Source organism: Paraburkholderia sp. BL6669N2 (assembly GCF_003387275.1).
Classification (GTDB): Bacteria; Pseudomonadota; Gammaproteobacteria; order Burkholderiales; family Burkholderiaceae; genus Paraburkholderia.
Window position 1 is genome coordinate 2,279,167 of sequence record NZ_QUNA01000001.1, and the last position, 25,799, is coordinate 2,304,965.

Sequence of the window (25,799 nt, forward strand, 5' to 3'; positions counted from 1 at the left end):
ATGACGTCTTTGGCCGAACGCTTCGCTCAAAATCTCAAGGGGTGTCGGGAAGAGCTCGACTGGTCGCAGAGTGAGTTGGCGAACAAGGTCGGCGTCGATTCGACACAGGTGAGCCGGATTGAACGAAAAATGGCGAGCGTTACTCTCGAGAGAGCCGCCCAATTCGCTCAAGTTTTGGGGGTGGAGTTGCCTGCGCTTCTTGATACTCCGAGCGGCAAAGTCAGGCGTGGTATCGAAACTCAGTACGCGACGTCTAGTGCGCAGGTTATGGCAAAGGTGAAATCGATGCGAGAGGCCGCCGGCCTCAGCCAAAGCGTGATGGCCACGCGGGCGCAACTTCGGCCGGGCTACGTGTCCGTACTCGAGAAAGGCGAGACGAAGCTTTATCTGAAGACTCTCGAAAAGCTTGCTGCTGCTCTTAAGGTCACGCCTGGGCAGCTTCTCTAGTCGTTGATGACGACGCGGTTTCGGATTGCGGGTTGGAGTGGCAACAAGGCGTTGCTTGAGACGCGGTTTGAATCCAAGCGCTGACTACGTCGGCGCGCCAACGGAGCAGTTCGCGGTCGTACAGGATGGCGCGAGGTGGTAGCAGCCAAGGGCAGTGTCTTGCTCGCAAGCGGACGGTGCGGACGGACACGCCGAGCAAGCCAGCGAGCTCGCTAGCATCGAAATAACTTGCAGGTTCCAGGTCGATGGGTTTCATGCAACCTATAGTGCGACGGTTTTAGCCGTTGCCAAAAACGCAAAATATCGAGCTGGCCACGCGTCGAGCAGGTGGACGTGCGAGGGCATCGAATAAAAGGAAACGCGTCGAATCGTTACTGGCAAATCCGACCCGCACCAATACACCGGCCACACCAGCGGAGCTCGCGTTGACCGGCATCGCAACCAGCGATTCCTTGGCGAGCGTTCTGGACGCGATTCGGTGTGTTGAGAACGCGACTGGCGTGACGACCGCGCGACCAGAACTGGTCCACTGCGTCAAATCGGCGTTGCGACTGTGCTCAGAGAACCCGACTCTGCAGCTTGACGACGCAGCGTTTTCAGGTTGCAAATACACGTCGTGAGAAAGGTCGTATTCTCAGGAACAAGTCAGTTGGCAGCACACTGCTCCGGAAAGGGCTCGAATTTGACCATGTCGTCACCGCTCCAGACACGTGCGAGAACCGCCATCATTCGTATGCGGCCCTGACGCGAGAGACTAGGTCGCTTCGTGTCTTGGCACCAAGCGTGAGCTTTAGCATCTAGCTACATTGGCATGCAGTTGATGCCGCCAAGAGCCCAGATTTCGAACCGTCAAATATCAAATGCTACAGAACGCTGTTGAGCAAAGGCGGGATTTAAGACAGCTGACTCAAACGCTGCGCGCGCGCCCACAAAAACGACCTGCGCTACGCCCCTAGTCAGCGCTGTGTAAACGAGTGAATGGTCAAGCACTCTACTTTGCTGAATCACGATGGCGACGCGCTTGAACTGAGAGCCTTGAGCTTTATGCACACTAATCGCGTATGCAAGCTCTATGCGGCCAGGAAGCTCCTCCGGTTGGAACGTAAATTGTTGCCCGTCAAAATCGATTACAGTGCCTCCAGATTCATCTCTGGCAGCAACTCGTCCAAGCGAACCATTTGTCAGACACCGTGTGTAATCGTTGACATTGTGAACTACCGGCTCACCGACCTCAAAATTGGATTGACGTTCAACTCTTGAGCATCGGTCGAAGTGAAATGCGTCATTGATTGCTCGCACGCCTGCACGTCCGACTTTGAGGGCTGAAAGAATCCTCCACTCCTCCCCCTCCCAACGGGTCGCCAACATTCGCAGCTGCTGCACAACCTCGTCAGGGCTACACTCGATGAAGCTGACGCCTGACTGCACCCCCTTAAAAGGCGTAAGAGAAGGCAGTCGATGACAACGCACATCCTCCGCGACTTTCGGAATTCCACTAACGGCAGATTGACGAACCACCCTGGACAACTCAACGAACGGAACTCGCGGATTTTTCGCGAGGCGATGGAAAATGAGCCCGAATCCGATGGGCGGCAATTGAGCCGGGTCCCCAACAAGAAGCACCCTCACCCCATCAGACAGACACCGGAGAATCCGATGGGTTGTGGGTAGGTCCAACATCGAGGCTTCATCGATTATAACAAGCGCCCGAGACGTTGGATGTTTCAACTGGCCACCCGAAACGCCAGCAATGAATCTGGCAATGGTCATAGCGGCGTGACCAGAGCTCTCTTCAATACGCTTCGCCGCACGGCCTGAAAGTGCCATTTGGATTACTTCTAAGCCCATCGCATTCGCAACCTCCGCAATTGCGCCCAAGACTGTGGTCTTTCCTACCCCGGCGCCACCACAGATGATACTGAACTGTGACTTGAAGGGAAGTCGCAGCGCTTCAATCTGCTCAACACTCAGACTAAACCCCTGTACAGCTTGAATGCGTTCAATGGCCGTTCCGATGAAATCAGACTGACGAGCTACCGTGCCCACTTCGTCGCGGAAGGACAAATCGCTGGCTAGCATTGACCTAATCCTTCCGACCACCGCTTGCTCCATTGCCGCCGCGCCCACAGATTGATACCCCGTCTGCACGCCACCCAGAACAACTCCTCCTTCCAAAGCCAGATTGAGCGCCTGTTCGCCGCATTTTCTGACAAGAAGCCGATTAACACTTCGAATCAGCGTAGCTTCGTCAGTAAGCGTATGACCATCTGAAAGTCGGTCATATAAAGACGATTCAACAGCCCCAATCAGGCGACGTGGGTCATCGTGCGCGACCCCCAACTTTGCAGCGGCTGCGTCCACACCAGCCCACGACGTGAACGCTAGTAAGTAGTAGGGATTTAGCTCCGTCATGCGAGCCGCGTCGTTACCCCAAGCCCGACGAACTTTGGTTGCCAAGTTACGGTCGAAGCCGTGTGCATCAAGAAATTCTACAACCGAGGCCTCTGCTTTTCGCTCGGCCCAGGTTTCCACAAGGCCTTGTGCAACTCGTAGAGTCAGCACTTGGGAAAGTGCGGCCAAGTCACCTCGACCAAGCACATCGGCAAGTTTATCGCCAAAGAAATCCCACAATCGGCGCGCTTTCGTTTCGCCGATTCCAGGAAAATTCGCTGAATGGGCCAGATAGCAGACAATGAGCCGTCCCCGTGGTAATTCATAGCGGCAACGAGCTGCTATCAGTTCGGCGCCATAAGTCGAGTGGATTTTCCTGACGCCTTCCACGGACCACACCTCTCCGCGAGTCGGTATTCTCGTGAATACGGCACCGGGTATGACAACACGAAATCGCTCCCCAGTCGACGAACTTCCGTCGAACACCGTAAAGCCATTTGAGAGGGCGACTACTGTCTTGTCGACAATCAACGTAACTCTCTCGACGTCTGCCTTCGCGTTCACGCCTGGGCACCCGGAATGGCTATCCACCGGCCCGACTCCAGCATCATGTCTTCCCGCCCCAAACGAAGTCGCAACTGACTAAGTTGTGCGCGCAAGTTTCCCACCTCCGCGAGTAGTACCGCGTTGCGTTGCTCCAGTTGTTGGACTCTGCGTTCAAGAGCTGAAGTCGATGGTTCAGAGGACGGCGCTCTTAGCTCGAAGCCGGACGGTCCCTGCGCTGACTCTTTTGCCGCCGGCCCTCGACGGGAGATGCCCTTAGCCTGTAGATGCTCTTCCAAGCACTCCTTCAGCGAGGAATTTTGATAGAAACTGCATTTTGGTATCCGCGTCAATCTCGAAAGCTCTGCTAGATTGAGCATCCCATCGGAGGACAGCGGTACAGACTTACCATCCTTGAAAAACGCCCTCAATTCTTGAACATAGTCCTGCCCAATTTCCTGACCGTTCTTCATCTGCGTACCTCACACGATACCCTGATTGAGTTTTAACCATGAGATGAATGGACCCAACAACCTCTGCTCTACGATGACATTGCTGCGCAGCTTTGACCTATCAACAATCTCCCCATGCTCAGAATCGAAATGAATGAGCCTCTCGGAGTAACGCAATAGTGTGTGAAGCGCTTGGCATGTTTTCGCTAAATCGATTTGCAGTTGTTCGGTGCTAGGTCGGGACGCCATCTCGCCGTCGCTTCCGTCTCGTTCTGAACCGGCAACCGGTTGATGCGAGGCGGATTCTAGAGAAGCAACGTATGTTCTCAGCCGGGAATTGTCTCGGCGAAGGTTCGCGCTTTCTAGTTGCGCGGAGACCAGCGCTGCCTCCCTTCCAGCATCGGTCTGAAGTGAGACATACCCGACTTCTCCGCGAGCTTGCGTTGCCAGATGGCTGTCCAACAGTATGCGATATCTTTTATTGCGCAAAATTGTTGCCTGGTCACACGGTCGCCCTTCGCTCAACGCTATATGACCCGCGGCGGCGGAGGCCAGTGCCGTAACGTGTGGATATTTTGCGCGCGACTTCTTCGAATACTCAAGAAATTCCGTAATCAGCGTTTCTCGATTCGACTGCTTATCTTCTTGATAAGCTTCAAATGTGTTCCTATTTTTCGCCATTACCGACCCCGGACTCCGGCAACAAGTGTGTGGGCGCAAAGTTTTGCAGGTGCTGGTCACGTTCAAGCAAATTCACCAAGTCGTCGTAAGTGAGCGTATTTGCTTCAACCATACTCCGTAACAAACCCGCACACTCTTCTGCTGGGCTAACCGGCGCCGCAAAGCTGAATGCCTCATCCAAACGGCCAGTTCTCGCCAGAAGTGAGCGCCTGAGCAAATCAAACTTTGCTCGCATCTGGGGACTTTCAAGTGTTGGGTACACAATGCACTCCTGCAAGCGTTGAAGCAGGTACGCTGTCGCATTCGATGGAACCGCAACGCGCTGTAGGTCTTGCAAGATGATTTCCGGAGCTTGCACGACCCATCGTCGCGTTTCTTCGCCCGCCGCAATACGGCATCTGGTCGCATCAAGAACTTCTTCGCTCACTTTCCAGCCTGCGAGTTCCTCTCCTATCCGCAAACGCTCTTCTTCGAGACGGTCAAGTTCAGCATCTGAATATCTAGGGTCGTCGCTGTTCATGGCGGCGACAATCTTCTCAGTCAGAGCAAAAAGTATCTCGTCAAACTGATTTGCCTTTGCTGCCACCGCAGGTAGGTGGTCAACAGACCGAACCGCGTATTGGCACAGACCGCACCGGTGCGGTCCCCGCCACATTTTCACGACCTCAGGCGGGCAGTGATTTGCATACGGGCAAATCTCCGTTTTGTTCTCGACGGCGTACGCTGCCCGGGTCTCGCGCAAAACATCGAGGCCGTTAGTGCTCCCTTCGTTCAAAACGATACTGATGCAACCGTAGGAAGTTAAGGTCTCGTCCAGATTGGAACGCAGACTCTTGGCGAGGTGCGAGTTGACGTCGTCGGCTCTTATGAATCTATCGGGCACACGTGGCGCCGTCGCGAACGCCTCCAGTTCGTTGCGATATGCTCGCTCGCGGAGAACCATGCTTTGATGAACTTGCTCAATCTCGAGAAACTCGGGGTCGAGCTTCACGTAATGATGAACCGTAGCAGGCGTCTGACCGGTGATGTATGTACCAATCATCTCGGCCGGCAAAAAGGTAATGAATTGCGACACAACGCTGACGCGCGCGCTGTGCGGCGTTATCTTGCTTTTGACGTCCAGAAGACATACTCCTGTTTCGTTGCATTCGAGTCCGTACTTCTCCTTCTTCGCTTTTGCATCTACATCAAGAAACTCCACGTATGGTGGTTCCAACGAGCACAATCGGAAATTGGACGCCTCATCAATGTCAGGCAAGATGGCTTGAAAACTTCCCAGAACAGCCCGCCAAGTACGTTCGTATCTGGAGTCCGGATGCGGTCGCCCATCAGCAACAGCAGAAAACAACGGAAATATTTTTGGCCACTTTGTTTTTTCGTTGTTATTATAATAAAGAAGTTCTTTGAAACCAGGCCAATTGATAAGTCCTCGCCACTCCTTTTGGCTACGCAAGATTTCAATCACGCGAAAATTGACGTGAGGTTCCCAAGCACTTTTCTTTGTCTTATCCGTATTGGTGTGCAACTTCGCGAACAGACGGTCTTCCTCCGTAACTCGACAGTCAAATGTTTTTGCATCCAACCATTGAATGTGATTATTCCGCAGTCCGGTATATAGTGAAACAAGAATATTATTCAGTCCATGCGGCTGGGGCAGCAGCAATTGCTGTTTATTTTTGAGTTCAAACCAATCGAGCCATAAACAATTCGGGATGAAACGAAGGGGAATCGCTCTGGATTTTCGTCTTGGACCCTCCAAGACGAAAATAATTGGAATAAAACCCACATATCCGGAAGTCTCAAATGTGTCAATATTCGTCCCTTCGATGAAATTTCCTCATCAAAACCCACAGCGTCGAGCTGTCCGTCCAAAATTCTTGATTGAATAACCCAAAGATGACACCGTATTGCCTCTACGTAATCGATAAACGTACCGAAGAGCCTTCTGGGCATTGGTTGCTTATCTGTTCCCGTAGACCCCGACGTGCTCGGGTAATCTTCACTGGAAAGCGGTTGTTTAAATCCGTCGCACCCTGGCAGTTCATCGGAATTTTTTTCTATAAATGCAAAAAACAGCTCTATTTGCTTTAACTTGGCGTAGTATGAGTTGCCAACCCAATTACGTCTTTCCGCTACTTTGTCCATCACTTCCATAAACGTAAGCGGTAATTTTTCTGATGTGACGAGAAGGCGCGACACAAACACGCTCGAAATCAACCGATTCGGTGCTGAAGGGAAAACCAGTTTGCTATCCGGATTACCTGCAAACCAGCGAGGCAAATAAAAGAAAAGGTACAAATTCAAATATCCGAAAGCGAATTTTATTTCCTTATAACTCTCTCTTCGAATTTTTCGGACATAAAGCTCTTCCAAATTCAACCAACTTTCCAGCGCGCATTTCAACTCAGGAGTTGAAGCTATGGATGTCATTCGTTTGCGAAGAGAAGCCGGCGACGCCACTGAGGGTCTGCTACTCAGGACGGCTTCAACGAAATCATCCGCCTCATCCACAAGTTGGTCGTGAGCTCTCTCGTGACCGAGAGATACGCTAAGGGATGCGATTTCGACCTCCCAATCGTTTACGGATACCGAAAACTCTTTCTCATACTTACGTCTCAAAACATCAACGAGCAGGCTAATCGGGAGCATATGATTACCATATAGTCTGCCTTTCGATTCAGCCTTTTTTATGTCGGCCAGGTCGGCCAGGTTTCCTTCAGACGGGCTATGCCAGCCCGTCGCCAGCAAAAGCTTTGTTGCATATGTTTGAAAATATTGGCGTCTCTTTAAGTCTTGACCTACAGGTGCGAAAGCGGGATGTGGCAACTTATTGTCAGTTGCGTCCAGCTCACGAATGAAACGCAGCATTGGCGAACACACCAAGATACCAATTTCAACGTATTTTCCATTCACTCGACGGGGGAATGGCCAATCGAAAGACGACGGAAGTGTGATAGCCCTTAGACTATGTAGAGCCAATAAGAAAACTCCTACGCCTGTCGTGAACACGTTTAAATAACTCGTTTTGTAAGCCAACGCGCCTTGTCCCGAGCACAACGTAAAGTCGTTGAACTGTTGTTCGGTTGGCTTTATTTTTCGCTCGGCATATAGGGAAGACGCATTTTGGACATACGCTTTATTGAATTTTAAATTATTTGTTTTCAGAGCCGACAATTCGACCAACATGGAATAGCATGCTGGAAGATTAGTTTTAGTCGTTACTCCACTTAGATTTATGTCTCGCATCTTATAGGCGTCCAACATTGCTCTTGACGAGCGACGGAGCGCCTCGCGAACCGCCGAATTTAATTTGTCTCCGGACACATTGAAGACCAATTCGTCGCTCGTGGTATTTATCATCTCATACCGCCAACTCTAATGCAGCTTCCTTTCGGAGAGCGGCTTCAACTCGCTCCACCTCGGAATTGAGGGCCCGCAACTTCAGCTCCAGGATTGATTTAGGCTTTTCACCCTGAAACACCATTGAATTCGCATGCTCAAGTTCCAAAATCCGCAGACTCTCATCCAGTTGAGCGTATTTTTTTGTAGATTTTATATCCGCATGCCCCATTAGTTGCTGAACGATTGCCAATGGCAAACCATACTGCCCATTTATTCGAGGAAAATAATTTAAAAGATACGTTCCGTAGGCGTGGCGAAGCGAGTGCGGACCTGCAACAGCGGTTTCGATATCAGCGCGCTGTACTGCGGAGTGAAACGTTTCACGTCTTGAACTAGCCAAACTGAGAAAGAATGGCTCTCCCTCTAATCCGTTAGCCAAATATTGAAAAACAAATCTGTGAAGGCCGTGTGGAACGTATTCACGCTTCATGTAGCCCTCAAGCGCTTCGAAAAACATCGATGCGAAAGGCTCAATCAAAAGCGTCAGCTTCGTCGCTCGTCCCTTCCAGCACATGCGCTCGCGCTGCAGCGGGGAAAGGTAGAGGTAACTCTGATGATTCTTACGCGACGCCGGCTCAATGAGACTAACGGTTCCGCTCTTTACGTCGATATCGTCAAAAAGCAATTGCAAGCCCTCATGAGACCTGCAGCCGCAAGCAGCCAGCAGCGCATAAAACGCCCTGTCGCGGTACGTCGGCAACGACGCAATCAGTTTAGGAATGTCGTCGAAAGGAAAAGCCCGTGCGCGGTTATAGGCGGTTGAACGGAGAGGTAAAGGAAGGAGGATGCTCTCTTTGGTTTTAGGCCCCCCGGCTATCACGCCCGCAAGCATCGAGGATTCTTTCATTGCCCGAAGCTCACTAGGATTGATTGCCACTCTTGTGCCTGTGCCAGGCAATAGCGGCGACGGGTCGGTGTCCAAACTGCTAAAGCCCGCACGCAACATATCAAGCGCCTGACGCCGCGCCCTTTCCGAAAGCTTTAAAAACCGGCGTAGTGACGCGTGTTTGAGTGCCGAACTCGCGGCACTGTTCATCGGGGAAGGTCGTACCGAACCCACGAGCCGAGCCAAAGCGTTGCCGGAATGCTCGCCCATGACCAAGTACTCGTCATACGCCTCGAAAATCGCCTCAAGGTCAAGCTTTGTCAGTTGTCGCGGAGGTCGCTGGTCTGACAAAAGGACGGCCGCAGCGTCGAATGCATAGTCGACGGCCTCGGCCGTGTGACGACAGTACGTCTCCCTAGTGTTCCGCTTGCGCCGCTTGCGCAGCAAGTAGTCGGCGAAGGCGTCGAAGGCGACAAGCGGAAGGCCATCGGGGCCCAGCAAACGCCAAGTCGTTTGGCCCCCTTTCGCGGTCTCTACAAGAGTCACATGCGAAAACATGGCACCTCCAAATACGCAACTAGCCCGAACGTAACAGAGGGTTTCAGCGAATCGAAAGAGGTGGGAAATTAGGCAGCGACTTTGGCGGAAAAATGCTCGCCGTCGAGAAATCTGGACGCAACGATGACGTTGGTATGGGAGGAAACTGGCCCGCCCTACACGATTCGAACGTGTGACCTACGGCTTAGAAGGCCGTTGCTCTATCCGTCTGAGCTAAGGGCGGAAATCAAAAAATCTACGCTAGTAAGATGCAACTAAAACAACCCACCATAAGAACCCCCCACCCTCGGCTTAGAAGGCCGATGCTCTATCCAGCTGAGCTACTGCCGTATTGAACTGAGGCGATGCAGCCGCGTACAACGTGCATCGCCCGCAATGAGATCCTGCTCCCGGGTATTGGAACCTGTGGCTCTGCAAGCAACAAGGTTCGTGGGATACGGAAATTCTAACTGACCGTGCCGTAGACAGGAAAGCCACTCCGGCGCGTGCGTGGCAGACAATCTGCGCGTCACACCGGCTGCTGTCAGGAAACAGACCACCAAACAAACAGGCCCGGCAAGCTGAGCCGGGCCCGGATTATAACCGATCGTCCCCTGCCCGCCAGCGCACGCTAGCGGACACGGCGAACGCCATCAGACCGTCTGCGGATGCAGCATGAACCAGCCGAGAAACACGATACCGGCGATCACGCAATATACGCCGAACGACGCCAGGCGTCCGCGGCCTTCGAAATAGCGCATCAGGAACCGCACGCTGAGATAGGCCGCGATCGCCGTCAATACACCGCCGAGCAACGCATCGGCGAGTTGGCCCGGCGCATGGAACAGCTTCGGCAACTCGAGCACGCCCGCCGCGAAAATAATCGGTGTGCCGAGAAGGAACGAGAACTCCGCCGATTTTTCCGCCGTGAGGCCAGCAGCGTTGCCGGCAATCATCGTCAGGCCGCTACGCGAGAAACCCGGAATCAACGCGCCGATCTGCGCAAGACCGACGAAAAACGCCTGACCGAAACTCAGCTTCTCCGGCGCCTGATGCGCGCGCGAACGCTGCAGGCGATCGCCGAACCACAACAGCACGCCGTTGACGATCAGCGCGATTGCGACGATCCGCAAATCGTGAAAAAGCCGTTCGAGCCGCTTTTCCAGAATCAGTCCGACCAGACCCGCCGGAATGGTGCCGATGATGAGCGCCCACATCATGTGCGCGTCGTCGTTGCGACGGCCGCCGAACGACGCGAAGAAACCGCGCACCAGCGCGCACCAACGTTTGCGGAAGTACCAAAGCAGCGCGAGCGCCGTGCCGAGATGCAACGCGACGAGGAACGGCAGCAATTGCGGCGCGTGTTTGTCGATATGCATGCCGAACAGGGCGGGCACGAGCAGCGTATGGCCGAGACTACTCACTGGAAACAGTTCGGTGACGCCTTGCAGCACGCTCAGGAAAATGAGAAACGACAGGTTCACGCGGGGCGTCCTTGTAAGGAAAATGTCGGGGACAAGCGCGCCGGATAAGGAATCGACGTGCGCCTCAAAGCGCACCGATTATGCCTGGCTGCAATGTCAGCGCCAAGCGTTTGAACCGCATTCGGGGAAATATTGTGCGTTGCGTCACAACTCGAAACCGTTGTTACGCCGCAGAAAAAGGAGCGGGCGCCGCGAATGGCCGCCCTGTGGGATCAGCGAAATGATGTGAAACGAACCGCGTGGTACACGGTAGAAGAAGCCTTGCCCAATAGCCCGACGCGTCTGACGAGCAGAGCCAGCAGGCGCGGACTGCCCGGATCAGCGTTCGAGCTTGTAAAAGAAGTAGACCGTGCTTGCCGCGAACATGCCGAACAACGTAACAGCCATTGCCATTGCGAGATCCATACAGCCTCCTGAGGCAGTCTCGCCCGGTCGTCGAAGTTACCGGGCAGTCAGACGAATTATCGGCAAGGATAGCCTTGCGGCGACACCCGCAATTTCCCCAGAAGGGTTTCCCCGTAGCGGAAAGCAGCGCAAAATCATTCTCTCGCGCGGCGCCGCGCGGCAAATTCCCACGCGCGTACGCCAGGATGGCGCCGTCGCCGGCCATCCTGGATCTGCCTTCAACCTCTTACTCATCAATCCATCGACCATGCCCCTCTCCCCGCAACAGGACATTCTCGAGATCGCCCAGGACGCCTCCGTGCTCCGTTTCGCGCCGCAAGCCGGCGGCAGACTGATGTCGTGGACGATCGGCGGCGAAGAAGTCATCCATTGGCCGGAGCACGCCGACTGGAGCCAGCCGGCGCGAATTCGCGGCGGCAATCCGCTGCTGTTTCCGTTTCTCGGCCGGCATCGTGTCGACGGCAAGATCGGTTTCTGGCGTGACGCTCAGGGCATAGTGCGTGAATTGCCGATGCACGGCTTCGCCCGCGACCTGCCGTTTGAAGCCCACGCCGACGTGCACGGCGCCGGCCTGCGCATGATCCTCACCGACAGCGAGGCGACCCGCGGCGGCTATCCATTCGGCTTCCGTTTCGAGGCCGCCTACGACCTCGTGGACGCGCATACGCTCGACGTCACGTTCACCACCACCAATACCGGCGATACGCGCCTGCCCTACTACGCCGGTCATCACTTCTACTTCACGCTGCCGCACACGCAGCGTGGCGAGACCTCGCTCGAGCTGCCGCGCACGCAACGGTGCTTTCAGCAGGAAGACGGCTCGATCAGCGCCGCCGAGCCGGGCGAAGCGCGCTATACGCTCGACGAGGCGCGCATCCATGACCGCTTTCATTGCCTCATCGGCACACCGGATCAACCGGTGCGGCTCGTCGCGTCAGGCCTCGACCGGCTCATCACCATCGACCTGCAACGGCCGGGCTCGGTGCCTTGGTACGCTGTGACCACGTGGACCGAAGCACCGGAGTCGGACTTCTACTGTGTCGAACCGTGGCTCGGACTGCCGGACGCGATTCACAACGGCTTGGGTCTGCGCTGGCTCGAAGCGGGGCAGACAGAGGTCGCGGCGCTGCGCATCAGCGTCGCCAGGCTGGGTTGATTGCGGGGATTCCAGACAACGCGGCGTAGTCGGCTTTAAGGCGAATTTCGCTGCATTTCGCCGCAGCCTGCGCCGTGCGTGCCTGCCGCGTGGCCCGCTTTTCGCGTGCTGCAGCGCAAAACCGTTAGAATCGAGCGCTTTGTATCTACCTGCCGCGTGATCGGGATCGGCGCGCGGCAGCGCTTTGCGAGGTCCAATGCTTAGCACAACAAGAATGATGAAACGGCTCGCGTGCGCGTCGTTGGTAGCACTGCTCGCCGCGTGCGGGTCGGCGCCGGTGGGGCCGGGCTTTTATCGGGTGGAACGGGGCGATACGCTGTCGAAGATCGCGCGCAGTAGCCGGCAATCGGTGCAAAGCATCGTGCGCTGGAACAATCTGACTAATCCGGACAGCATCGAGGTCGGCCAGGTGCTGCGCGTCGCGCCGCCGGGCGGCGCCGCATCGACCAGTGGCGCGGTACGCAGCAGCGGAAGCGGCAGTGCTTCGGCCACGCCACGTCCGGCGCCCGTCGATAGCGCACCGTCCGCGCCGCCGGCTTCGACGATCTCGCTGGTATGGCCGGCCGACGGCACGGTCATCCGGCGTTTCGACGGCGGCAGTTCGAAGGGCATCGATATCTCGTCGGCAGCGGGCACGCCCGTCGTCGCCGCGGCGCCCGGTACGGTGGTGTACGCCGGCAACGGCTTGCGCGGCTATGGCAATCTGCTGATTCTCAAACACAACGCCGAGTATCTGACCGCCTATGCCCACAACCGCGTGCTGCTGGTGAAGGAAGGCGAGTCGGTCACGCGCGGCGAGAAAATTGCCGAGATGGGCGACACCGATACAGACCGCGTGATGCTGCACTTCGAACTGCGCTATCAGGGCCGCTCAATCGATCCGTCGCGGGCTCTGCCGCCACGCTAGAAGCTGGCTGGGGTTGGCACGGGCTGTCCCGCCAGCGGGCGCTCCCGGCCCGGCTGTACCGCCCGCGTGCTGTCGCGCCGCCTGCGCCGCCTATTGCCGGGCATGCGTTCTGCAACGGCGGCCGAGGGAACCCGGCGTGTTATAAAACGCTCAATCAGGACACGACGTGGCTTCGCGTCACGTCTTTCTCCGTCTATCTGTAAGGAATCTGTATGAAGAGCGCATTTGCGTCCGTCGCGACGGCCGCGGCGATCGGTCTCGGCCTGCTGACGCTCGGCGGCCTCGGCGGCTGCTCCAGCACCACGACCATGACCTACCTGCCGAGCGGCGACACCGGCTTTGCAATCAACTGCAGCGGCAGCGATGCAAGTTCGAGCTGGGCCGAGTGCTACAAGCAGGCGGGTCAGGTCTGCGGCAACTACGGCTACGACGTCGTTTCGAAAGATGTCGACAACGGTGCGACCGCGGGCGGCACGGTGGGCGGTATTTTCGGTGCGAACGTGAAGAACCGTTCGATGGTGGTTCGCTGCAAGCAATAACGACGACGCCACGCGCGCCGCAGCCGAGCTAGCGGCGGCGCCAGCGTCCTGAGCGCGGATCGATGCGCGCGGCGAACGCGACCAGGACGCCAAGCGCGAACGGGCAGATGCCGAGAAAAATGATTAGCGCGGTCATGCTGGTGCGAGGAAATGTAAGCTTTCATGATCCACTGCACATGTGAACCAGTGGTGACTCGGACGTAGCGCGGCAAGAAAAAAAGCCCGGCACGAGGCCGGGCTAACGGGGGTTCGGCGCATATCGGCAAAGGACCGGTTCACCATGCGCCAGAACGAAATCTAACAATCCCCTTTTACAAGCGCAATATATTAATTTCGCAGTCAGTGTGATGCGGCGTACGGATTCCGCGTTATGTGAACGAGAAAAGTCGGAATCATACAGGCTAAATGCGCCCGCCGTTTCAACATGAAACGCTTTAAAGGGGCGCGACTCGAAACCCGATATTGCCCGCAGAACCGGGCGAGGCAAGGGATCCGCCCGAAAACGGCCCGAAAAGCCTGAGGAAAGGCCACTGGCGGATTTCTGCTAACCCATCCAGCATGATTCGGACGCTTTACGTACTGCGTAGCTTTAGTGCGCCACCGCACTCTTTCGCATTATTATCCGATATTGACCGACTTAATCAAAGTAGCCAGCTTCTTCACAGCAATTCGCAAACAGCGTAAATATCAAAGCGATTAAATCCGCCGACAAATTGCAGCACTAAAAATGGACCGGCTTAATTGATTCGACCATTCGAATGATAAGCATCGGCATCCAATCGTTCAAGGAGGCCGAATGGCTAAAATCGGCCAACTTGAGAGCACGCTCACATGACCCGCAAACCCAGCTCGGTGACGAGCACGGCCGCCTGCGCATGCGAGATCGTCGCGCCCTTGAAGAGCGCGGCGTCCACCAGCCGCACGCCGCTGAGGTCGGCTTCGCGCAGGTCCGCGCCGTCGAAGCGGGCGCCCTTCAAATGGGCATCCTTCAGGCTGCCGCCGTCGAAGATCGCTTCGCGGAAGTCGACGCCGGCCAGGTCGGCATCGGAGAAATCAAGTTGTTGCAGGGTGGCTTTGCGAAACGACAGGCCGCGCAGGTGCGCGCCGACCAGCAGCGTTTCGACGAAGCTCAAACCCAGCGCCGTGCACGCCTCGAAATTGGCGCCGGTCAGCTTGCAGCTATGAAACGACGCTGAAGCCAGCTTGGCGCGTCGCCAGCCGGTATTGTTGAGATCGCTCGACTGAAACGCCGCGTCGACCAGATCGGCCGACGCGAAATCCGCCTCGCGGCCACGGCAACGGGCCCAGAGGGTATGCGAGAGCGTCGCGCCGAAAAACGACGTCTCGACGATCGTGCAGCGGTGAAACTCGGCGCCGCGCAGATCGAGACGCGAGAGGTCGACGCCTTCGAAATCGCAGTCCGTGAAATGAAGCGGCGCTTTATTGCCGGCAAGGCTTGCCGCGATGAGCCGTTCCACCTCCGCGCGCGTGAGCGCAACGTCGGTCACGACGTGAGCTTGCGCGGCCGAAGCCGGCGCCGTTGAATCCAGTGACATGAAGGTTCAGAATGAATTTCGCAGGACCCATAGCCTACCGGAACGCGCGCCGCGCTGGCGGCCCGCGCCGATGGTTTATAGTAACGGCCCCGCCGGAACCCGCTTACGATGACTTCCAACGACGCCACCCATAGCCCGCTGTACGCCAAGTTGCTCGCCGAAACCGCCAAGATCGGCTGGGTCGAACTCGAACGCTTCTTTGCGCGCGGCATTCTGCTGCGCGTCGCGCGCGACCTCGATCTGGTGAGCGTGGCCGAAGCCATCGCCAGCGACGACACCACGCAGGTCACGCAATGGCTGTCCGCCGGGCTCGTCGAGCGCGTGCAGGCGGAAACCGCCGCGGATTTCGCCGAGCGCGACCCGGATCTGTGGGCCGTCGTCGTCTCTCCCTGGGTGTGCGTGCAGGAACGCAGTTGAGCGAGGCCGCGCGCGACGCTGACACGTCGGCAGCGGCACCCGCTGTTCCCGTGCACTGGCACCGCCGGGTGCTGGCGCTGGCGTTTCCGATCGTTCTCGCCAATCTGACACAGCCGATTCTCGGCGCGGTCGACACCGCTGTGGCGGGCCATTTGGACGGCGCGTCGTATCTCGGCGGCGTGGCGCTCGGCGGCCTGTTCTTCAACTTCGTGTTCTGGGGCTTCGGCTTTCTGCGCATGGGCACGACCGGTCTGGTCGCGCAATCGCACGGTGCGGATAACCACGTCGAACTGCGCAACAACGTCGTCCGCGCGCTGTTGCTGGCGGCCGCGATCGGCGCCGTTGTGCTGGCGCTGCAAATGCCGCTGATCGATTACGGACTGCGCGTGATCGGCGGCAGCGACGCGGTGCAGCGCAACGCACGGTTGTACTGTCACGCGCGCATCTGGGCCGCGCCGCTCGCCCTCGGCAATTACGTCGTGCTCGGCTGGCTGCTCGGCACTCAGCAGGTGCGGCTCGCGCTGCTCTCGCAGGTGTTCATCAACAGCGTGAACATCGTGGCCGTGCTCGTGTATGTGCACGGCTTCGACTGGGGCGTGGCCGGGATCGGCGCGGCCACGGCCACCGCCGACGCGCTCGGCTTCGTGCTCGGCGCCGCCCTGCTCTGGCACGGCAGGCCGCGCGGCCTGCCTGGGCTGAACCGCGCCGCCTTGTTCGACGCGGCGGCGCTCAAGCGGCTCGTGGTGCTCAATCGCGATATCTTCGTGCGCACCTTGTGCCTGCTCTCGTCGTTTGGCTGGTTTGCGCACCTGGGCGCGAAGCAAGGCGATGCCACGCTCGCCGCCAACGCGCTGCTGCTCAATTTTCAGACGTTCATGGCCTACGGACTCGACGGTTTCGCGCACGCCGCCGAAGCGCTGGTCGGCGCAGCGATCGGCGCGCGCGACCGGCACGCGTTCACGCAAGCGATCAAGGTGACGGCGTTGTGGTCCACGCTCGGCGCGCTGGGGTTTTCGCTGGTGTACTGGGGCGCGGGCTCGTGGATCGTCGAACGTCTGACGGATCAGGCCGCCGTGCGCGCCACCGCCGAACTCTATCTGCCGTGGGCCGCGCTCTCGCCGGTGGTGTCCGTGTGGGGCTTTCTGCTGGACGGTGTGTTCATCGGCGCGACTCGCACGCGCGAACTCATGATGTCGATGGTGGTGTCGTTCGCGCTGTTCGTGGCGGCGTCGTGGGCCCTGCTGGCGCTGTACGGCAATCACGGCTTGTGGGCCGCGATGCTGCTCTTCATGGCGCTGCGCGGCCTCACGCTCGCGCGTTATGTGCCGAGCGTCGTGCGCGGCATGGCGGGCGCGGCGGCTTGAGCCCGCAGGGTTGCCCATTTCGCATCGCGGCACCCGGTTACGGCTTGAAACAAGCGCACACAAGTCACGCGCGACGCTCGTCCTAGAATGCCTTCAGCCCGCGCTCTCCGCGCGAACAGTCTGCGCGGGTCAGAAGCGCCGGCGTGCCCGCGCCGGGGCTTCGCCTCTGCTTTTCGTCACCGTTGCCGGAGCCGTTATCAACCGCTGCTCAAGGCGAGACCGGTGCAGGCACCATCGTGGGCGGACGGCTGTCGGTGGGCACGCCATGGTAGTCGGCCGGATCTTGCGGCGGCGGACCGCCGTGATGGCCCGACGGACCATTCGCACAACCGGCAACGCCGGCAACCAGCAGCAACGCAATCATCGAAACGCGGATCATAAAAGGGTCTCTCGAAACAGAATGAAAGAGCGGCTTACCCGCAGTGAGCGGGCAAGCGCGAGCGCCCGGAGTCTAACCGCAAAGCGCATTCCGCGCCGCCGCGCCGACCCGCGTAACCCCTCCCCCATTTGGTTGCGCGTGACCTACTATAAAGTCACGGTCGCGTCTCATAGGAGGCTGCCATGGATGCTGAAACGATCGCGGGTCTGGTCGGACTTGCAATAGGTCTGCTCGTGTTGCTCGTGTTGTCGATCTACGAATCGAGAACCTATCGGCGCGAACACGATGGCGAAGGCATGGTGCACCATTGGCTGACTCATCAGCACATGCCGCATTGGATGCGTCGCCGGCACTGAACGGAAATGCAGGTGCCAGCGGCGCTTGCGCACATTCCGAGTAGTTGAAGGATTGATGCGCCGTATTTCACATGCGAGTCCGCGCTCGCACATCGACTCCTTGCGCGGTGACGCCTACGGCTGTCCACTGTAACCGCGCAAGTTTCTCCTTGCTCCCATTTTCCTGACGCGTCGCTGGTCGCGACCGAAGCATCCAGTCGCCCGCCATTTCCCTTTCCGCCCAAATTTGCTTTAGGCACGTGCCTTGCTGCTCGTAGGCGTGCAGGAAGCGCGCAGCTTGCGCGTCGAGCGTCCCGGCGCGTATGCGCCGAACCAACCAGACTAACTGGCTCAGGCCAGACAGGGAGAACTCGAATGACCATTGGAACCATACTGCTTATCGTGCTCATTCTTCTGCTGATCGGCGCACTGCCGAGCTGGCCGTACAGCAGCGGCTGGGGCTATCGGCCGACCGGCGTCGTGGGCGTCTTGCTGGTCATCGTGATCGTGTTGCTGCTGATGGGCCGTATATAACGCCGCCGACTCGCGCATTCGACCCGCCGTTTTGCTCCGGTGCAATTCGTGATTGACTCTGGCACCCAATGCCACGTAGAATCTCGGATTCGTCGGAGCGTAGCGCAGCCTGGTAGCGCATCTGATTTGGGATCAGAGGGTCGAAGGTTCGAATCCTTTCGCTCCGACCACGAAAAGCAACACGAAACCCGCGTAGCCTCCGGCTTCGCGGGTTTTTGCTTTTTTGGGCTTTTTCAGGCTCGCGGGCTCCCGCCCGCGATATACCAGTGTGCTCATACGGTTGCCCGAGCCATTGCCTTGCGGCGCGACGAGTCCACGTGCGACAGTGACTGAAACCTGGCGCAGGCCTGATCGGGTTAAGCGCCGCAAGCACAGTGAAGGAGACACGCATGGATCTGATTCTCTGGCGTCACGCCGAAGCCGAAGACTTCGCCAGCACCGACCTCGCGCGAGCGCTCACCACCCGAGGACGCAAGCAGGCGCAAAACGTCGCCAAATGGCTGCGCACCCGCCTGCCCGACGACGCCGTCGTGCTCGCTAGCCCTGCTGTGCGTACCATCCAGACTGCCGAGACGCTGAGCGATCAATATCGCGTGGTGCGCGAACTCGCGCCCAACGCAAGCGCGGACGACGTGCTCAACGCCGCAGGCTGGCCCAAGGGCATCGCGCAGACGGTGGTGATCGTCGGCCATCAGCCGACGCTCGGCCACGTCGCCGCCCGGCTGCTCGGCAATAGCGACGCGAGCTGGCCGCTGAAGAAAGCGGGCGTGTGGTGGATCGCAAGCCGCGAGCGCGACGGCGACGACCAGGCCGTGCTGCGCGCCGCCATGACTCCCGATCTGGTCTGAGCCGGATTCGCTTTAACCAGGCGGGGGTTGCGCCCATAAAAACCCACACGCCACACGAAACGGCGCCGAAGCAGCCAAACCGATCACACGCGTCACCCACAGCGCCGGGACCTCACCATCCCGGCGCTTGAATCGCCCCCACCCGTTTCCTCGATTCCCCACCTTTCGCGCGGAAACAACACTCGTCGTCCCCACTTGCGATATTACAAGCCGCGGGCACGCAGCTTACGGGCAGTCATCCAATCGTCATGGGTTTGCCATGCGAGCGTCACCAGGCGTTACTACATTGGCGAAAAAAGAAATCTCCCTTTTTTCGACCAGGACCCCCCCATGCGAGAACTGCCGACGCCTACCCTGCCCCTCGCTTCGATCTTCGAGTCGCGCCGTCTGCCGCGCGCCGAGGAAACGGTCACCGCCCAGCATCGCCTGCAAGTCACGTGGGCTCGCACCGACGAAGAACTGCGCGAAGCCCAGCGTCTGCGCTACCGCGTGTTCGCCGACGAAATGGGCGCACGGCTGACGGGCCCCGCGGGTCTCGACGTCGATTCGTTCGACGCCTACTGCGATCACCTCCTGGTGCGCGATCTCGACACGTTGAAAGTGGTCGGCACGTACCGCGCGTTGCCGCCGCATCAGGCCGCGCGTATCGGCCGTCTGTATGCGGAAAGCGAATTCGACGTGTCGCGTCTGACCCACCTGCGCGCCAAGATGGTCGAAGTGGGCCGTTCGTGCGTGCACCCCGACTATCGCAGCGGCTCGGTGATCATGTCGCTGTGGGCCGGCCTTGCCGCCTACATGAAGCACAACGGCTATGAAACGATGCTCGGCTGCGCGAGCGTGGCGATGGTCGACGGCGGCCACTACGCGGCGAATCTGTATTGCTCGCTGCGCGACAGCGCGCTGACCGCGCCGGAATATCGCGCGTTTGCGCACACGCCGCTGCCGGTCGATGAACTGCAAACGGGCGCCGAGGTGGCGCCGCCGCCGCTGGTGAAGGGTTATCTGCGTCTCGGCGCGAAGATTTGCGGCGCGCCAGCATGGGATCCCGATTTCAACACCGCGGACTTTCTGACGCTGTTCCGCTTGTCCGATATCAATGCACGTTACGCTCGCCACTTCCTCGGCGATGCGCTGCCCCGCTGAGCGGTTTCGCGCGCAAGACGCGCTGTGACGCGCGTCGGCGAAGCAAAAACAAGCGGCCACAAAAAAGCCCGGCACCGGCCGGGCTTTCTCATTCATCCGCAGTGCGCCATGCGCAAGGCTTCATTCGTCCGTATAAACCACGCGATACGGAATGCCGACCTTCTCCCACTCAGCGGCTTCCTGAATCAGGCTGTAGTCGGTCAACGGATTGTTGGCCACCCACTCGTTCGGCAACCGCACCTCGTAACCGCCGTTGACCTGCGTCACCGAGATGCCCGGCAAGCCGACGTCGGCTCGCCGGCGGCACAGCAGCGCCGCGAGCCGCAGACAGAACAGCAGCGGCCACTCCACTTCGCGCGTTTGCGATAGCTTGCCGAGCTTGCCCGCATGACCGAGCACAAGCGCGGCGAGCCGCGCCTGATCGGTGCGCGAAAAGCCCGGCATGTCCGCGTTGCTGGCGATGTACGCCGAATGCTTGTGATACGCGCTGTGCGAGATCGACAGACCGATTTCGTGCAGCGCAGCCGCCCAGCCGAGAAACATGCGGTTTTCGACGCGGCGTTCTTCGTCGGGTTCCTCGAACTGCTCGTAGAAGCGCACCGCGAGTTCGCCGATGCGCCCCGCCTGCGCGCGATCCACGCCATAGCGGCGCATGAAGCCTTCCACCGTGACCGTACGCATGTCTTCGTGCTGCGAACGGCCTAGCAGGTCGTACAGCACGCCAAGGCGCAGCGCGCCATCCGTCGTGTCGACGTAATCGACACCGAGTTCGTCGAACACCGCGATCATGATCGACAGGCCGCCGGCCAGCACCGGAATGCGATCGCCCTTCAACGCGACGAGCTTCAGCCGGTTGACGTTCTCCGCCTTGATCAGCGCGCGCTTGAGGCGTTCGAGCCCGCCGCGCGAGATGCCGTGCGTGACGCCCGGATCGTTGAAGTTATTGGCCTCCACCAGTTCGGCCAATGCGCGCGCGGTGCCCGACGAGCCGATCGCCTGCTCCCAGCCGGTCTTCTTGTACTCGGCGGAAATGATCTGGATTTCGCGGCCGGCGGCGAGTTCGGCCTGGCGCATCGTGTATTCGTCGACGTTGCCGGCAGGGAAAAACGCCCGGCTATGACTCACGCAGCCGATATACAGGCTCTCCATCTTGATGGGCGTGTAATGCGAGCCAATGATGAATTCCGTCGAGCCGCCGCCGATATCGACCACCAGACGTTTGCCCGGACTCGCGGGCACGGAGTGTGCAGCGCCCGCGTAAATCAGGCGCGCCTCTTCACGCCCGGCGATCACTTCGATCGGGAAACCGAGCGCGGCTTGCGCCTCACCGAGAAATTCGCCGGCATTCTTGGCGATGCGCAATGTATTGGTAGCGACCGCGCGAACGTGATCGGGATGAAAGTCGCGAAGACGCTCGCCGAAACGCTTGAGCGCGTCCCAGCCGCGCACCTGCGAAGCTCGGTCGAGCATCTTGTCGCGCGACAGACCGGCGGCCAGACGCACCGGCTCACGCAAGGCATCGACCTGGTAGATCTGGCTGCCCGCGTCGGTTTCCTCGACCCGGCCGACAATCAGCCGGAAGCTGTTCGAACCGAGATCGACGGCGGCGAGGAGTTGCGGAGTATTGACCATCGAGTAAGCGGACTCCATGCGCGCGAGCGCGGCGGCGTTGGATGCGGGAAACGCTCCGTGTCCATCGGGTGCCCTGGGCGCCTGACGGCCGGCCGCGCGGTTCAAAGACGCCATTCTAAGCGTACCGGGCCTCACGATGTCACCTCGCAGCAATGGGGGTGGCCGATGGTCCCATACAGACTGCGTCATATTGACGACACGCGGCGATTACGGCGTAGAATAAAAAATCGAGAATGTCATAACAACGTCATCATACTGTGAGAATTTCCGAGCGTCTTTCCGCCTCTCTTCCTGACATTCCATTCTCGCTGCCGATGTCCATCCGCTACCCCTTATTGAATCGCGAGCTGGGCATTCTGGGTTTCAACGAGCGTGTGTTGGCACAAGCTGCCGACCCAGCCGTCCCTTTGCTCGAACGCCTGCGTTTCATCTGCATCACCAGTAGCAATCTCGACGAATTCTTCGAAGTCCGCATGGCCGGACTACAGGAACAGATGCGCGACAACCCCGGCGCGCTATCGCCGGACGGCATGTCGCTGCAGCACGTGTACGACCTCGTGGTCGAACGCGCGCAGAAACTCGTGCATCGCCAGTACACCATGCTGCACGACACGGTGCTCACGGCGCTCGAAGCAGAAGGCATCTATTTTCACGGCACGGAAGCGTGGAACGAAGCGCAGACCGAATGGGCGCGCAACTACTTCTTCGACGAACTGCTGCCCGTGCTCACGCCGATCGGCCTCGATCCGGCGCATCCGTTTCCACGCGTGCTCAACAAGAGCCTGAACTTCGTCGTGGAACTGGAAGGCAAGGACGCGTTCGGCCGTCAGGCGATGATGGGCATCGTGCAGGCGCCGCGCGCGTTGCCGCGGCTCGTGCGCATGCCGCAGGAACTGTCGGGCTACCCGCATGGCTTCGTGCTGCTGAGCTCGCTGTTGCAACGCTTTGTCGGCGAACTGTTTCCGAACCTCGTGGTGCGCAGTTGCAATCAGTTTCGCATCACGCGCAATAGCGAACTGTTCGTCGACGAAGATGAAATCACCAATCTGCGCGTCGCGTTGCAGGGCGAATTGCCGGCGCGGCATCTGGGCAACGCGGTGCGGCTCGAAGTGTCGGCGGAAACGCCCACGCATGTCGTGCGGCGCCTGCTCGACGAAAGCGGCCTGTCCGACAAGGATTGCTATTACGCGGACGGCCCCGTCAATCTGGTGCGGCTCATGCAATTACCGGAGATGGTGGACCGCCCCGATCTCAAGTTCGTGCCGCACATCCCCGCGATTCCGCCGCAGGTCGCCAACAGCGCCAGCATGTTCGACGTGATCGATCAGGGCGACGTGCTGCTGCATCATCCGTACGAAAGTTTTCAGCCGGTGCTCGAATTGCTGCTGCAGGCAGCCAAAGATCCGAACGTGGTCGCGATCAAGCAGACCATCTATCGCACCGGCACCGATTCGCCGCTGATGGACGCGCTAATGCAGGCGGCGCGCAACGGCAAGGAAGTCACAGTCGTAGTCGAACTGCTCGCGCGTTTCGATGAAGAAACCAACATCAACTGGGCCTCGCAGCTCGAAGCAGTCGGGGCGCACGTCGTGTACGGCGTGGTGGGCCACAAGTGCCACGCGAAGATGATGCTGATCGTGCGGCGCGTGTCGGTGGGCGGCAAGACCACGCTCAAGCGCTACGTGCACCTCGGCACCGGCAACTACCATCCGCGCACGGCGCGTCTCTACACCGACTTCGGTTTGATGACCGCCGACCAGAAAATCTGCGAAGACGTTCATCACGTGTTCCAGCAACTGACCGGCATTGGCGGAGAACTGAAGCTGCACGAGTTGTGGCAATCGCCGTTCACGCTGCATCCGAAACTGGTCGAAGCCATTCGCGCCGAAGCCGAGCATGCGCGTGCCGGCAAGAAAGCACGCATTGTCGCGAAGATGAATGCGCTGCTCGAACCCACGGTGATCGCCGAGTTGTACGAGGCCGCGCAGGCGGGCGTCAAAATCGATCTGATCGTGCGTGGCGTGTGTTCGTTGCAGCCAGGCGTCGCGGGGCTTTCGGAGAACATCACCGTGCGCTCGATCGTTGGGCGCTTTCTCGAACACCATCGTATCTTCTACTTTTACGACGGTGGCAAGGAACAGGTCTATCTGTCGAGCGCCGACTGGATGGACCGCAATTTCTTCCGGCGTGTTGAAGTCGCCTTTCCGATCAACAACCGGCGTTTGAAGCGGCGGGTGATCGCTGAAGGTCTGTCCGCGTTCCTCGGCGACAATCAATCCGCGTGGCTGATGCAAAGCGACGGCCATTACCGGCGCCGCCGGCCGGGCAAGTCCTCGCGCAACGCGCAGATGAGTCTGTTGGGGAAATTCTGTTCGTAACGTGAGTGACTGCGCTCGCCTCGGCGGGCCGCCAACAAAAGTGGCACGCGTAAAAAAGCCCGCTATAGGCGGGCTTTTCTTCATGCCGATGCGGCCACGCTCAAGCCGGCGCCGGTTGCCGGCGCGCCGTGCGATACACCGGAAAGCGCACGGTGAACGTGCTGCCGCGCCCTTCCTCGCTCTTCACATCGAGCTGTGCATCGTGACGTTGCAGCACATGCTTGACGATCGCAAGGCCGAGGCCCGTGCCACCGGTATCGCGCGAACGGCTGCGATCGACGCGATAGAAACGCTCCGTCAGCCGCGGAATGTCCGCAGAGGGAATGCCGAGTCCGCTGTCCGTCACCGAAAATATCGCATTGCCGCCCTGCGCGTGCCAAACCACTCTGATCGCGCCGCCATCCGGCGTATAGCGGATCGCGTTCGTGACGAGATTGCCGAGCGCACTGAGAATTTCCGTCTCGACGCCGGTGACCGTGAGCCCTTCGTCGGCATCGAATGTGATCTTGTGATGATCGCTCGACAGGCTTTCCGCGTCGTCGTGCAAATGCCGCAACACCGCGCGCATATCGATCATCTGATCGCTCGGCGGCTTGTTGTCGCCTTCGAGTTTGGCGAGCACGAGCAAATCGTTGACGATGTGGCGCATGCGCGAAGCCTGCTGCTCCATCAGTTCGAGATAGCGCGAACGTTCGGCTTCGCTCAACGGCAACTCGCGCATGGTTTCCAGAAAACCCGAGAGCACCGTGAGCGGCGTCTTCAGTTCATGCGACACATTGGCGACGAAGTCGCGCCGCATTGCATCCGTGCGTTCGAGTTCGGTGATGTCTTGCGACAGCACCAGTTTGCGATTCTCGCCGTACGGAAACACCTGCACCGACAGCACGTTCTGCCGCTTGTCGCCCATGCCGCGCATGATCAGCATTTCTTCGTAGCGATGCGAATTCAGATAGCGAACGAAGTCCGGCTGGCGCACCAGATGCGTGATGTGCTGGCGCAGGTCGCGCTTCGCATCCAGGCCGAAATGGAGTTCGGAGATCGCGTTGCACCACTCGATCTGGTCGTGATCGTCGAGCATGGCGACGCCGTTAGGCGAGGCCTGGATCGCCTGAATAAAGCGCGAGTGCTGTTGCTCGACCGAGCGCACCTGGGCGTGCCAGCGCTTCGCGAGCTTGTGCAGACGGTAGTAGATTTCGCCCCAGATGCCGGGGGCGCTCGGCACTTCGCCATAAACCGGCGCGTCGAGCAAACGCCACAGGCGCTGCTTATGAAAGGTGCTGAAAAGGCTCTGCGCGAGCAGCATGACGATCGCGAGGACGAGCGCTGCCTTGACGTTCACGAGTGCGCCGACCACCGCGCACAGAACAGCCAGCAGCACGACCGACACGATGGAGCGCGCCCAGATGATGTTCATGGTCTAGCGATCGAAGAGAAAAGCCTATG

The 25,799-nt window shown here is 58.9% G+C and carries 22 protein-coding genes and 2 tRNA genes; 12 read left to right on the forward strand and 12 right to left on the reverse strand.

All coding sequences use genetic code 11. The annotated features are described in order from the left end of the window. Positions 1-9: 9 nt before the first annotated feature. Positions 10-447 (forward strand): helix-turn-helix domain-containing protein, encoded by a 438-nt coding sequence (locus B0G80_RS45785; protein ID WP_220377456.1) that lies wholly within the window; start codon positions 10-12, stop codon positions 445-447. A gap of 849 nt (positions 448-1,296) precedes the next feature. On the opposite strand, the gene B0G80_RS10350 is transcribed toward B0G80_RS45785, so the two are convergent. The 8 genes from B0G80_RS10350 to B0G80_RS10380 all read right to left on the reverse strand — a co-directional run bounded on the left by B0G80_RS10350 (position 1,297) and on the right by B0G80_RS10380 (position 10,763). Next, positions 1,297-3,228 carry an AAA family ATPase gene (locus B0G80_RS10350; protein WP_220377457.1) on the reverse strand — a complete coding sequence of 644 codons (1,932 nt, stop codon included), beginning with the start codon at positions 3,226-3,228 and terminating at the stop codon, positions 1,297-1,299. 170 nt (positions 3,229-3,398) lie between these two features. Beyond that, on the reverse strand, positions 3,399-3,854 hold the full coding sequence (locus tag B0G80_RS10355) for a hypothetical protein (protein ID WP_116117935.1): 456 nt from the start codon (positions 3,852-3,854) through the stop codon (positions 3,399-3,401). 9 nt (positions 3,855-3,863) lie between these two features. After that, a complete protein-coding gene (locus tag B0G80_RS45220) occupies positions 3,864-4,514 on the reverse strand; it encodes a hypothetical protein (RefSeq protein WP_147309850.1) in 651 nt (216 codons plus the stop codon). Next, positions 4,501-6,177 (reverse strand): hypothetical protein, encoded by a 1,677-nt coding sequence (locus tag B0G80_RS10365; protein ID WP_147309851.1) that lies wholly within the window; start codon positions 6,175-6,177, stop codon positions 4,501-4,503. The genes B0G80_RS45220 and B0G80_RS10365 overlap by 14 nt, the downstream gene beginning before the upstream one ends. Then, positions 6,150-7,700, reverse strand: coding sequence for a hypothetical protein (locus B0G80_RS45225; protein ID WP_147309852.1), 1,551 nt, complete (start codon positions 7,698-7,700; stop codon positions 6,150-6,152). The genes B0G80_RS10365 and B0G80_RS45225 overlap by 28 nt, the downstream gene beginning before the upstream one ends. Before the next feature lie 175 nt (positions 7,701-7,875). After that, a complete protein-coding gene (locus tag B0G80_RS10370) occupies positions 7,876-9,300 on the reverse strand; it encodes a site-specific integrase (RefSeq protein ID WP_116117938.1) in 1,425 nt (474 codons plus the stop codon). 146 nt (positions 9,301-9,446) lie between these two features. Continuing rightward, a tRNA-Arg gene (locus B0G80_RS10375) sits at positions 9,447-9,523 on the reverse strand. Positions 9,524-9,932: 409 nt separating this feature from the next. After that, positions 9,933-10,763: an undecaprenyl-diphosphate phosphatase gene (locus tag B0G80_RS10380; protein ID WP_106283690.1), complete on the reverse strand. Its 831-nt coding sequence runs from the start codon at positions 10,761-10,763 to the stop codon at positions 9,933-9,935. Between the two features lie 652 nt (positions 10,764-11,415). Between B0G80_RS10380 and B0G80_RS10385 the strand changes: the two genes are divergently transcribed. From B0G80_RS10385 to B0G80_RS10395, 3 genes are all read left to right on the forward strand, one after another. Continuing rightward, complete coding sequence (locus B0G80_RS10385; protein WP_116117939.1) at positions 11,416-12,324, forward strand: aldose epimerase; 909 nt, start codon at positions 11,416-11,418, stop codon at positions 12,322-12,324. A gap of 196 nt (positions 12,325-12,520) precedes the next feature. Then, a complete protein-coding gene (locus tag B0G80_RS10390; protein WP_116117940.1) occupies positions 12,521-13,231 on the forward strand; it encodes a peptidoglycan DD-metalloendopeptidase family protein in 711 nt (236 codons plus the stop codon). Positions 13,232-13,443: 212 nt separating this feature from the next. After that, complete coding sequence (locus B0G80_RS10395) at positions 13,444-13,770, forward strand: hypothetical protein (RefSeq protein ID WP_116117941.1); 327 nt, start codon at positions 13,444-13,446, stop codon at positions 13,768-13,770. A gap of 827 nt (positions 13,771-14,597) precedes the next feature. On the opposite strand, the gene B0G80_RS10400 is transcribed toward B0G80_RS10395, so the two are convergent. After that, positions 14,598-15,326 carry a pentapeptide repeat-containing protein gene (locus B0G80_RS10400; RefSeq protein ID WP_116117942.1) on the reverse strand — a complete coding sequence of 243 codons (729 nt, stop codon included), beginning with the start codon at positions 15,324-15,326 and terminating at the stop codon, positions 14,598-14,600. Between the two features lie 108 nt (positions 15,327-15,434). Between B0G80_RS10400 and B0G80_RS10405 the strand changes: the two genes are divergently transcribed. Further along, the gene (locus B0G80_RS10405) at positions 15,435-15,743 is read left to right on the forward strand and encodes a DUF2288 domain-containing protein (protein ID WP_116117943.1); all 309 of its coding nucleotides are present in this window, start codon (positions 15,435-15,437) and stop codon (positions 15,741-15,743) included. Further along, positions 15,740-17,107, forward strand: coding sequence for an MATE family efflux transporter (locus tag B0G80_RS10410; RefSeq protein ID WP_116117944.1), 1,368 nt, complete (start codon positions 15,740-15,742; stop codon positions 17,105-17,107). The genes B0G80_RS10405 and B0G80_RS10410 overlap by 4 nt, the downstream gene beginning before the upstream one ends. Positions 17,108-17,315: 208 nt before the next feature. Here B0G80_RS10410 and B0G80_RS45790 read toward each other — a convergent pair whose 3' ends face one another. After that, positions 17,316-17,486 (reverse strand): hypothetical protein, encoded by a 171-nt coding sequence (locus B0G80_RS45790; RefSeq protein WP_181196632.1) that lies wholly within the window; start codon positions 17,484-17,486, stop codon positions 17,316-17,318. 182 nt (positions 17,487-17,668) lie between these two features. Between B0G80_RS45790 and B0G80_RS45795 the strand changes: the two genes are divergently transcribed. The 5 genes from B0G80_RS45795 to B0G80_RS10430 all read left to right on the forward strand — a co-directional run bounded on the left by B0G80_RS45795 (position 17,669) and on the right by B0G80_RS10430 (position 20,346). Continuing rightward, positions 17,669-17,842, forward strand: coding sequence for a hypothetical protein (locus B0G80_RS45795; protein ID WP_166679042.1), 174 nt, complete (start codon positions 17,669-17,671; stop codon positions 17,840-17,842). Positions 17,843-18,196: 354 nt separating this feature from the next. Further along, positions 18,197-18,355, forward strand: a complete 159-nt coding sequence (locus B0G80_RS10415; RefSeq protein WP_116117945.1) for a DUF3309 family protein — start codon at positions 18,197-18,199, stop codon at positions 18,353-18,355. A 93-nt stretch (positions 18,356-18,448) separates the two neighbouring features. Beyond that, positions 18,449-18,525 (forward strand) — tRNA-Pro (locus tag B0G80_RS10420). Between the two features lie 219 nt (positions 18,526-18,744). Continuing rightward, the gene (locus tag B0G80_RS10425; RefSeq protein ID WP_106283715.1) at positions 18,745-19,203 is read left to right on the forward strand and encodes a histidine phosphatase family protein; all 459 of its coding nucleotides are present in this window, start codon (positions 18,745-18,747) and stop codon (positions 19,201-19,203) included. A gap of 330 nt (positions 19,204-19,533) precedes the next feature. After that, positions 19,534-20,346, forward strand: a complete 813-nt coding sequence (locus B0G80_RS10430) for a GNAT family N-acetyltransferase (RefSeq protein WP_106283716.1) — start codon at positions 19,534-19,536, stop codon at positions 20,344-20,346. 120 nt (positions 20,347-20,466) lie between these two features. Here the strand turns inward: B0G80_RS10430 and ppx are convergent, their stop codons facing one another. After that, entirely contained in the window at positions 20,467-22,092 is a 1,626-nt protein-coding gene (ppx, locus tag B0G80_RS10435; RefSeq protein WP_106283717.1) for an exopolyphosphatase, read from the reverse strand. 200 nt (positions 22,093-22,292) lie between these two features. Here ppx and ppk1 point away from each other — a divergent pair, with 200 nt between their 5' ends. After that, on the forward strand, positions 22,293-24,356 hold the full coding sequence (gene ppk1 / locus B0G80_RS10440; protein ID WP_106283718.1) for a polyphosphate kinase 1: 2,064 nt from the start codon (positions 22,293-22,295) through the stop codon (positions 24,354-24,356). 100 nt (positions 24,357-24,456) lie between these two features. Here ppk1 and phoR read toward each other — a convergent pair whose 3' ends face one another. Beyond that, entirely contained in the window at positions 24,457-25,770 is a 1,314-nt protein-coding gene (phoR, locus tag B0G80_RS10445; protein ID WP_116117946.1) for a phosphate regulon sensor histidine kinase PhoR, read from the reverse strand. Positions 25,771-25,799 lie beyond the last annotated feature (29 nt).

What these genes read in the sequence shown, in the direction of transcription:
- B0G80_RS10400 (WP_116117942.1), bottom strand. Translation starts at nt 15,326, where the DNA reads ATGTCACTGGATTCAACGGCGCCGGCTTCGGCCGCGCAAGCTCACGTC.
- B0G80_RS45225 (WP_147309852.1), bottom strand. Translation starts at nt 7,700, where the DNA reads ATGTTGGTCGAATTGTCGGCTCTGAAAACAAATAATTTAAAATTCAAT.
- B0G80_RS10370 (WP_116117938.1), bottom strand. Translation starts at nt 9,300, where the DNA reads ATGTTTTCGCATGTGACTCTTGTAGAGACCGCGAAAGGGGGCCAAACG.
- B0G80_RS10425 (WP_106283715.1), top strand. Translation starts at nt 18,745, where the DNA reads ATGGATCTGATTCTCTGGCGTCACGCCGAAGCCGAAGACTTCGCCAGC.
- ppk1 (WP_106283718.1), top strand. Translation starts at nt 22,293, where the DNA reads ATGTCCATCCGCTACCCCTTATTGAATCGCGAGCTGGGCATTCTGGGT.
- B0G80_RS10395 (WP_116117941.1), top strand. Translation starts at nt 13,444, where the DNA reads ATGAAGAGCGCATTTGCGTCCGTCGCGACGGCCGCGGCGATCGGTCTC.
- B0G80_RS10385 (WP_116117939.1), top strand. Translation starts at nt 11,416, where the DNA reads ATGCCCCTCTCCCCGCAACAGGACATTCTCGAGATCGCCCAGGACGCC.
- B0G80_RS10430 (WP_106283716.1), top strand. Translation starts at nt 19,534, where the DNA reads ATGCGAGAACTGCCGACGCCTACCCTGCCCCTCGCTTCGATCTTCGAG.
- B0G80_RS10415 (WP_116117945.1), top strand. Translation starts at nt 18,197, where the DNA reads ATGACCATTGGAACCATACTGCTTATCGTGCTCATTCTTCTGCTGATC.
- phoR (WP_116117946.1), bottom strand. Translation starts at nt 25,770, where the DNA reads ATGAACATCATCTGGGCGCGCTCCATCGTGTCGGTCGTGCTGCTGGCT.
- B0G80_RS10355 (WP_116117935.1), bottom strand. Translation starts at nt 3,854, where the DNA reads ATGAAGAACGGTCAGGAAATTGGGCAGGACTATGTTCAAGAATTGAGG.
- B0G80_RS45790 (WP_181196632.1), bottom strand. Translation starts at nt 17,486, where the DNA reads ATGATCCGCGTTTCGATGATTGCGTTGCTGCTGGTTGCCGGCGTTGCC.
- B0G80_RS45795 (WP_166679042.1), top strand. Translation starts at nt 17,669, where the DNA reads ATGGATGCTGAAACGATCGCGGGTCTGGTCGGACTTGCAATAGGTCTG.
- B0G80_RS10390 (WP_116117940.1), top strand. Translation starts at nt 12,521, where the DNA reads ATGCTTAGCACAACAAGAATGATGAAACGGCTCGCGTGCGCGTCGTTG.
- ppx (WP_106283717.1), bottom strand. Translation starts at nt 22,092, where the DNA reads ATGGCGTCTTTGAACCGCGCGGCCGGCCGTCAGGCGCCCAGGGCACCC.
- B0G80_RS10405 (WP_116117943.1), top strand. Translation starts at nt 15,435, where the DNA reads ATGACTTCCAACGACGCCACCCATAGCCCGCTGTACGCCAAGTTGCTC.
- B0G80_RS45220 (WP_147309850.1), bottom strand. Translation starts at nt 4,514, where the DNA reads ATGGCGAAAAATAGGAACACATTTGAAGCTTATCAAGAAGATAAGCAG.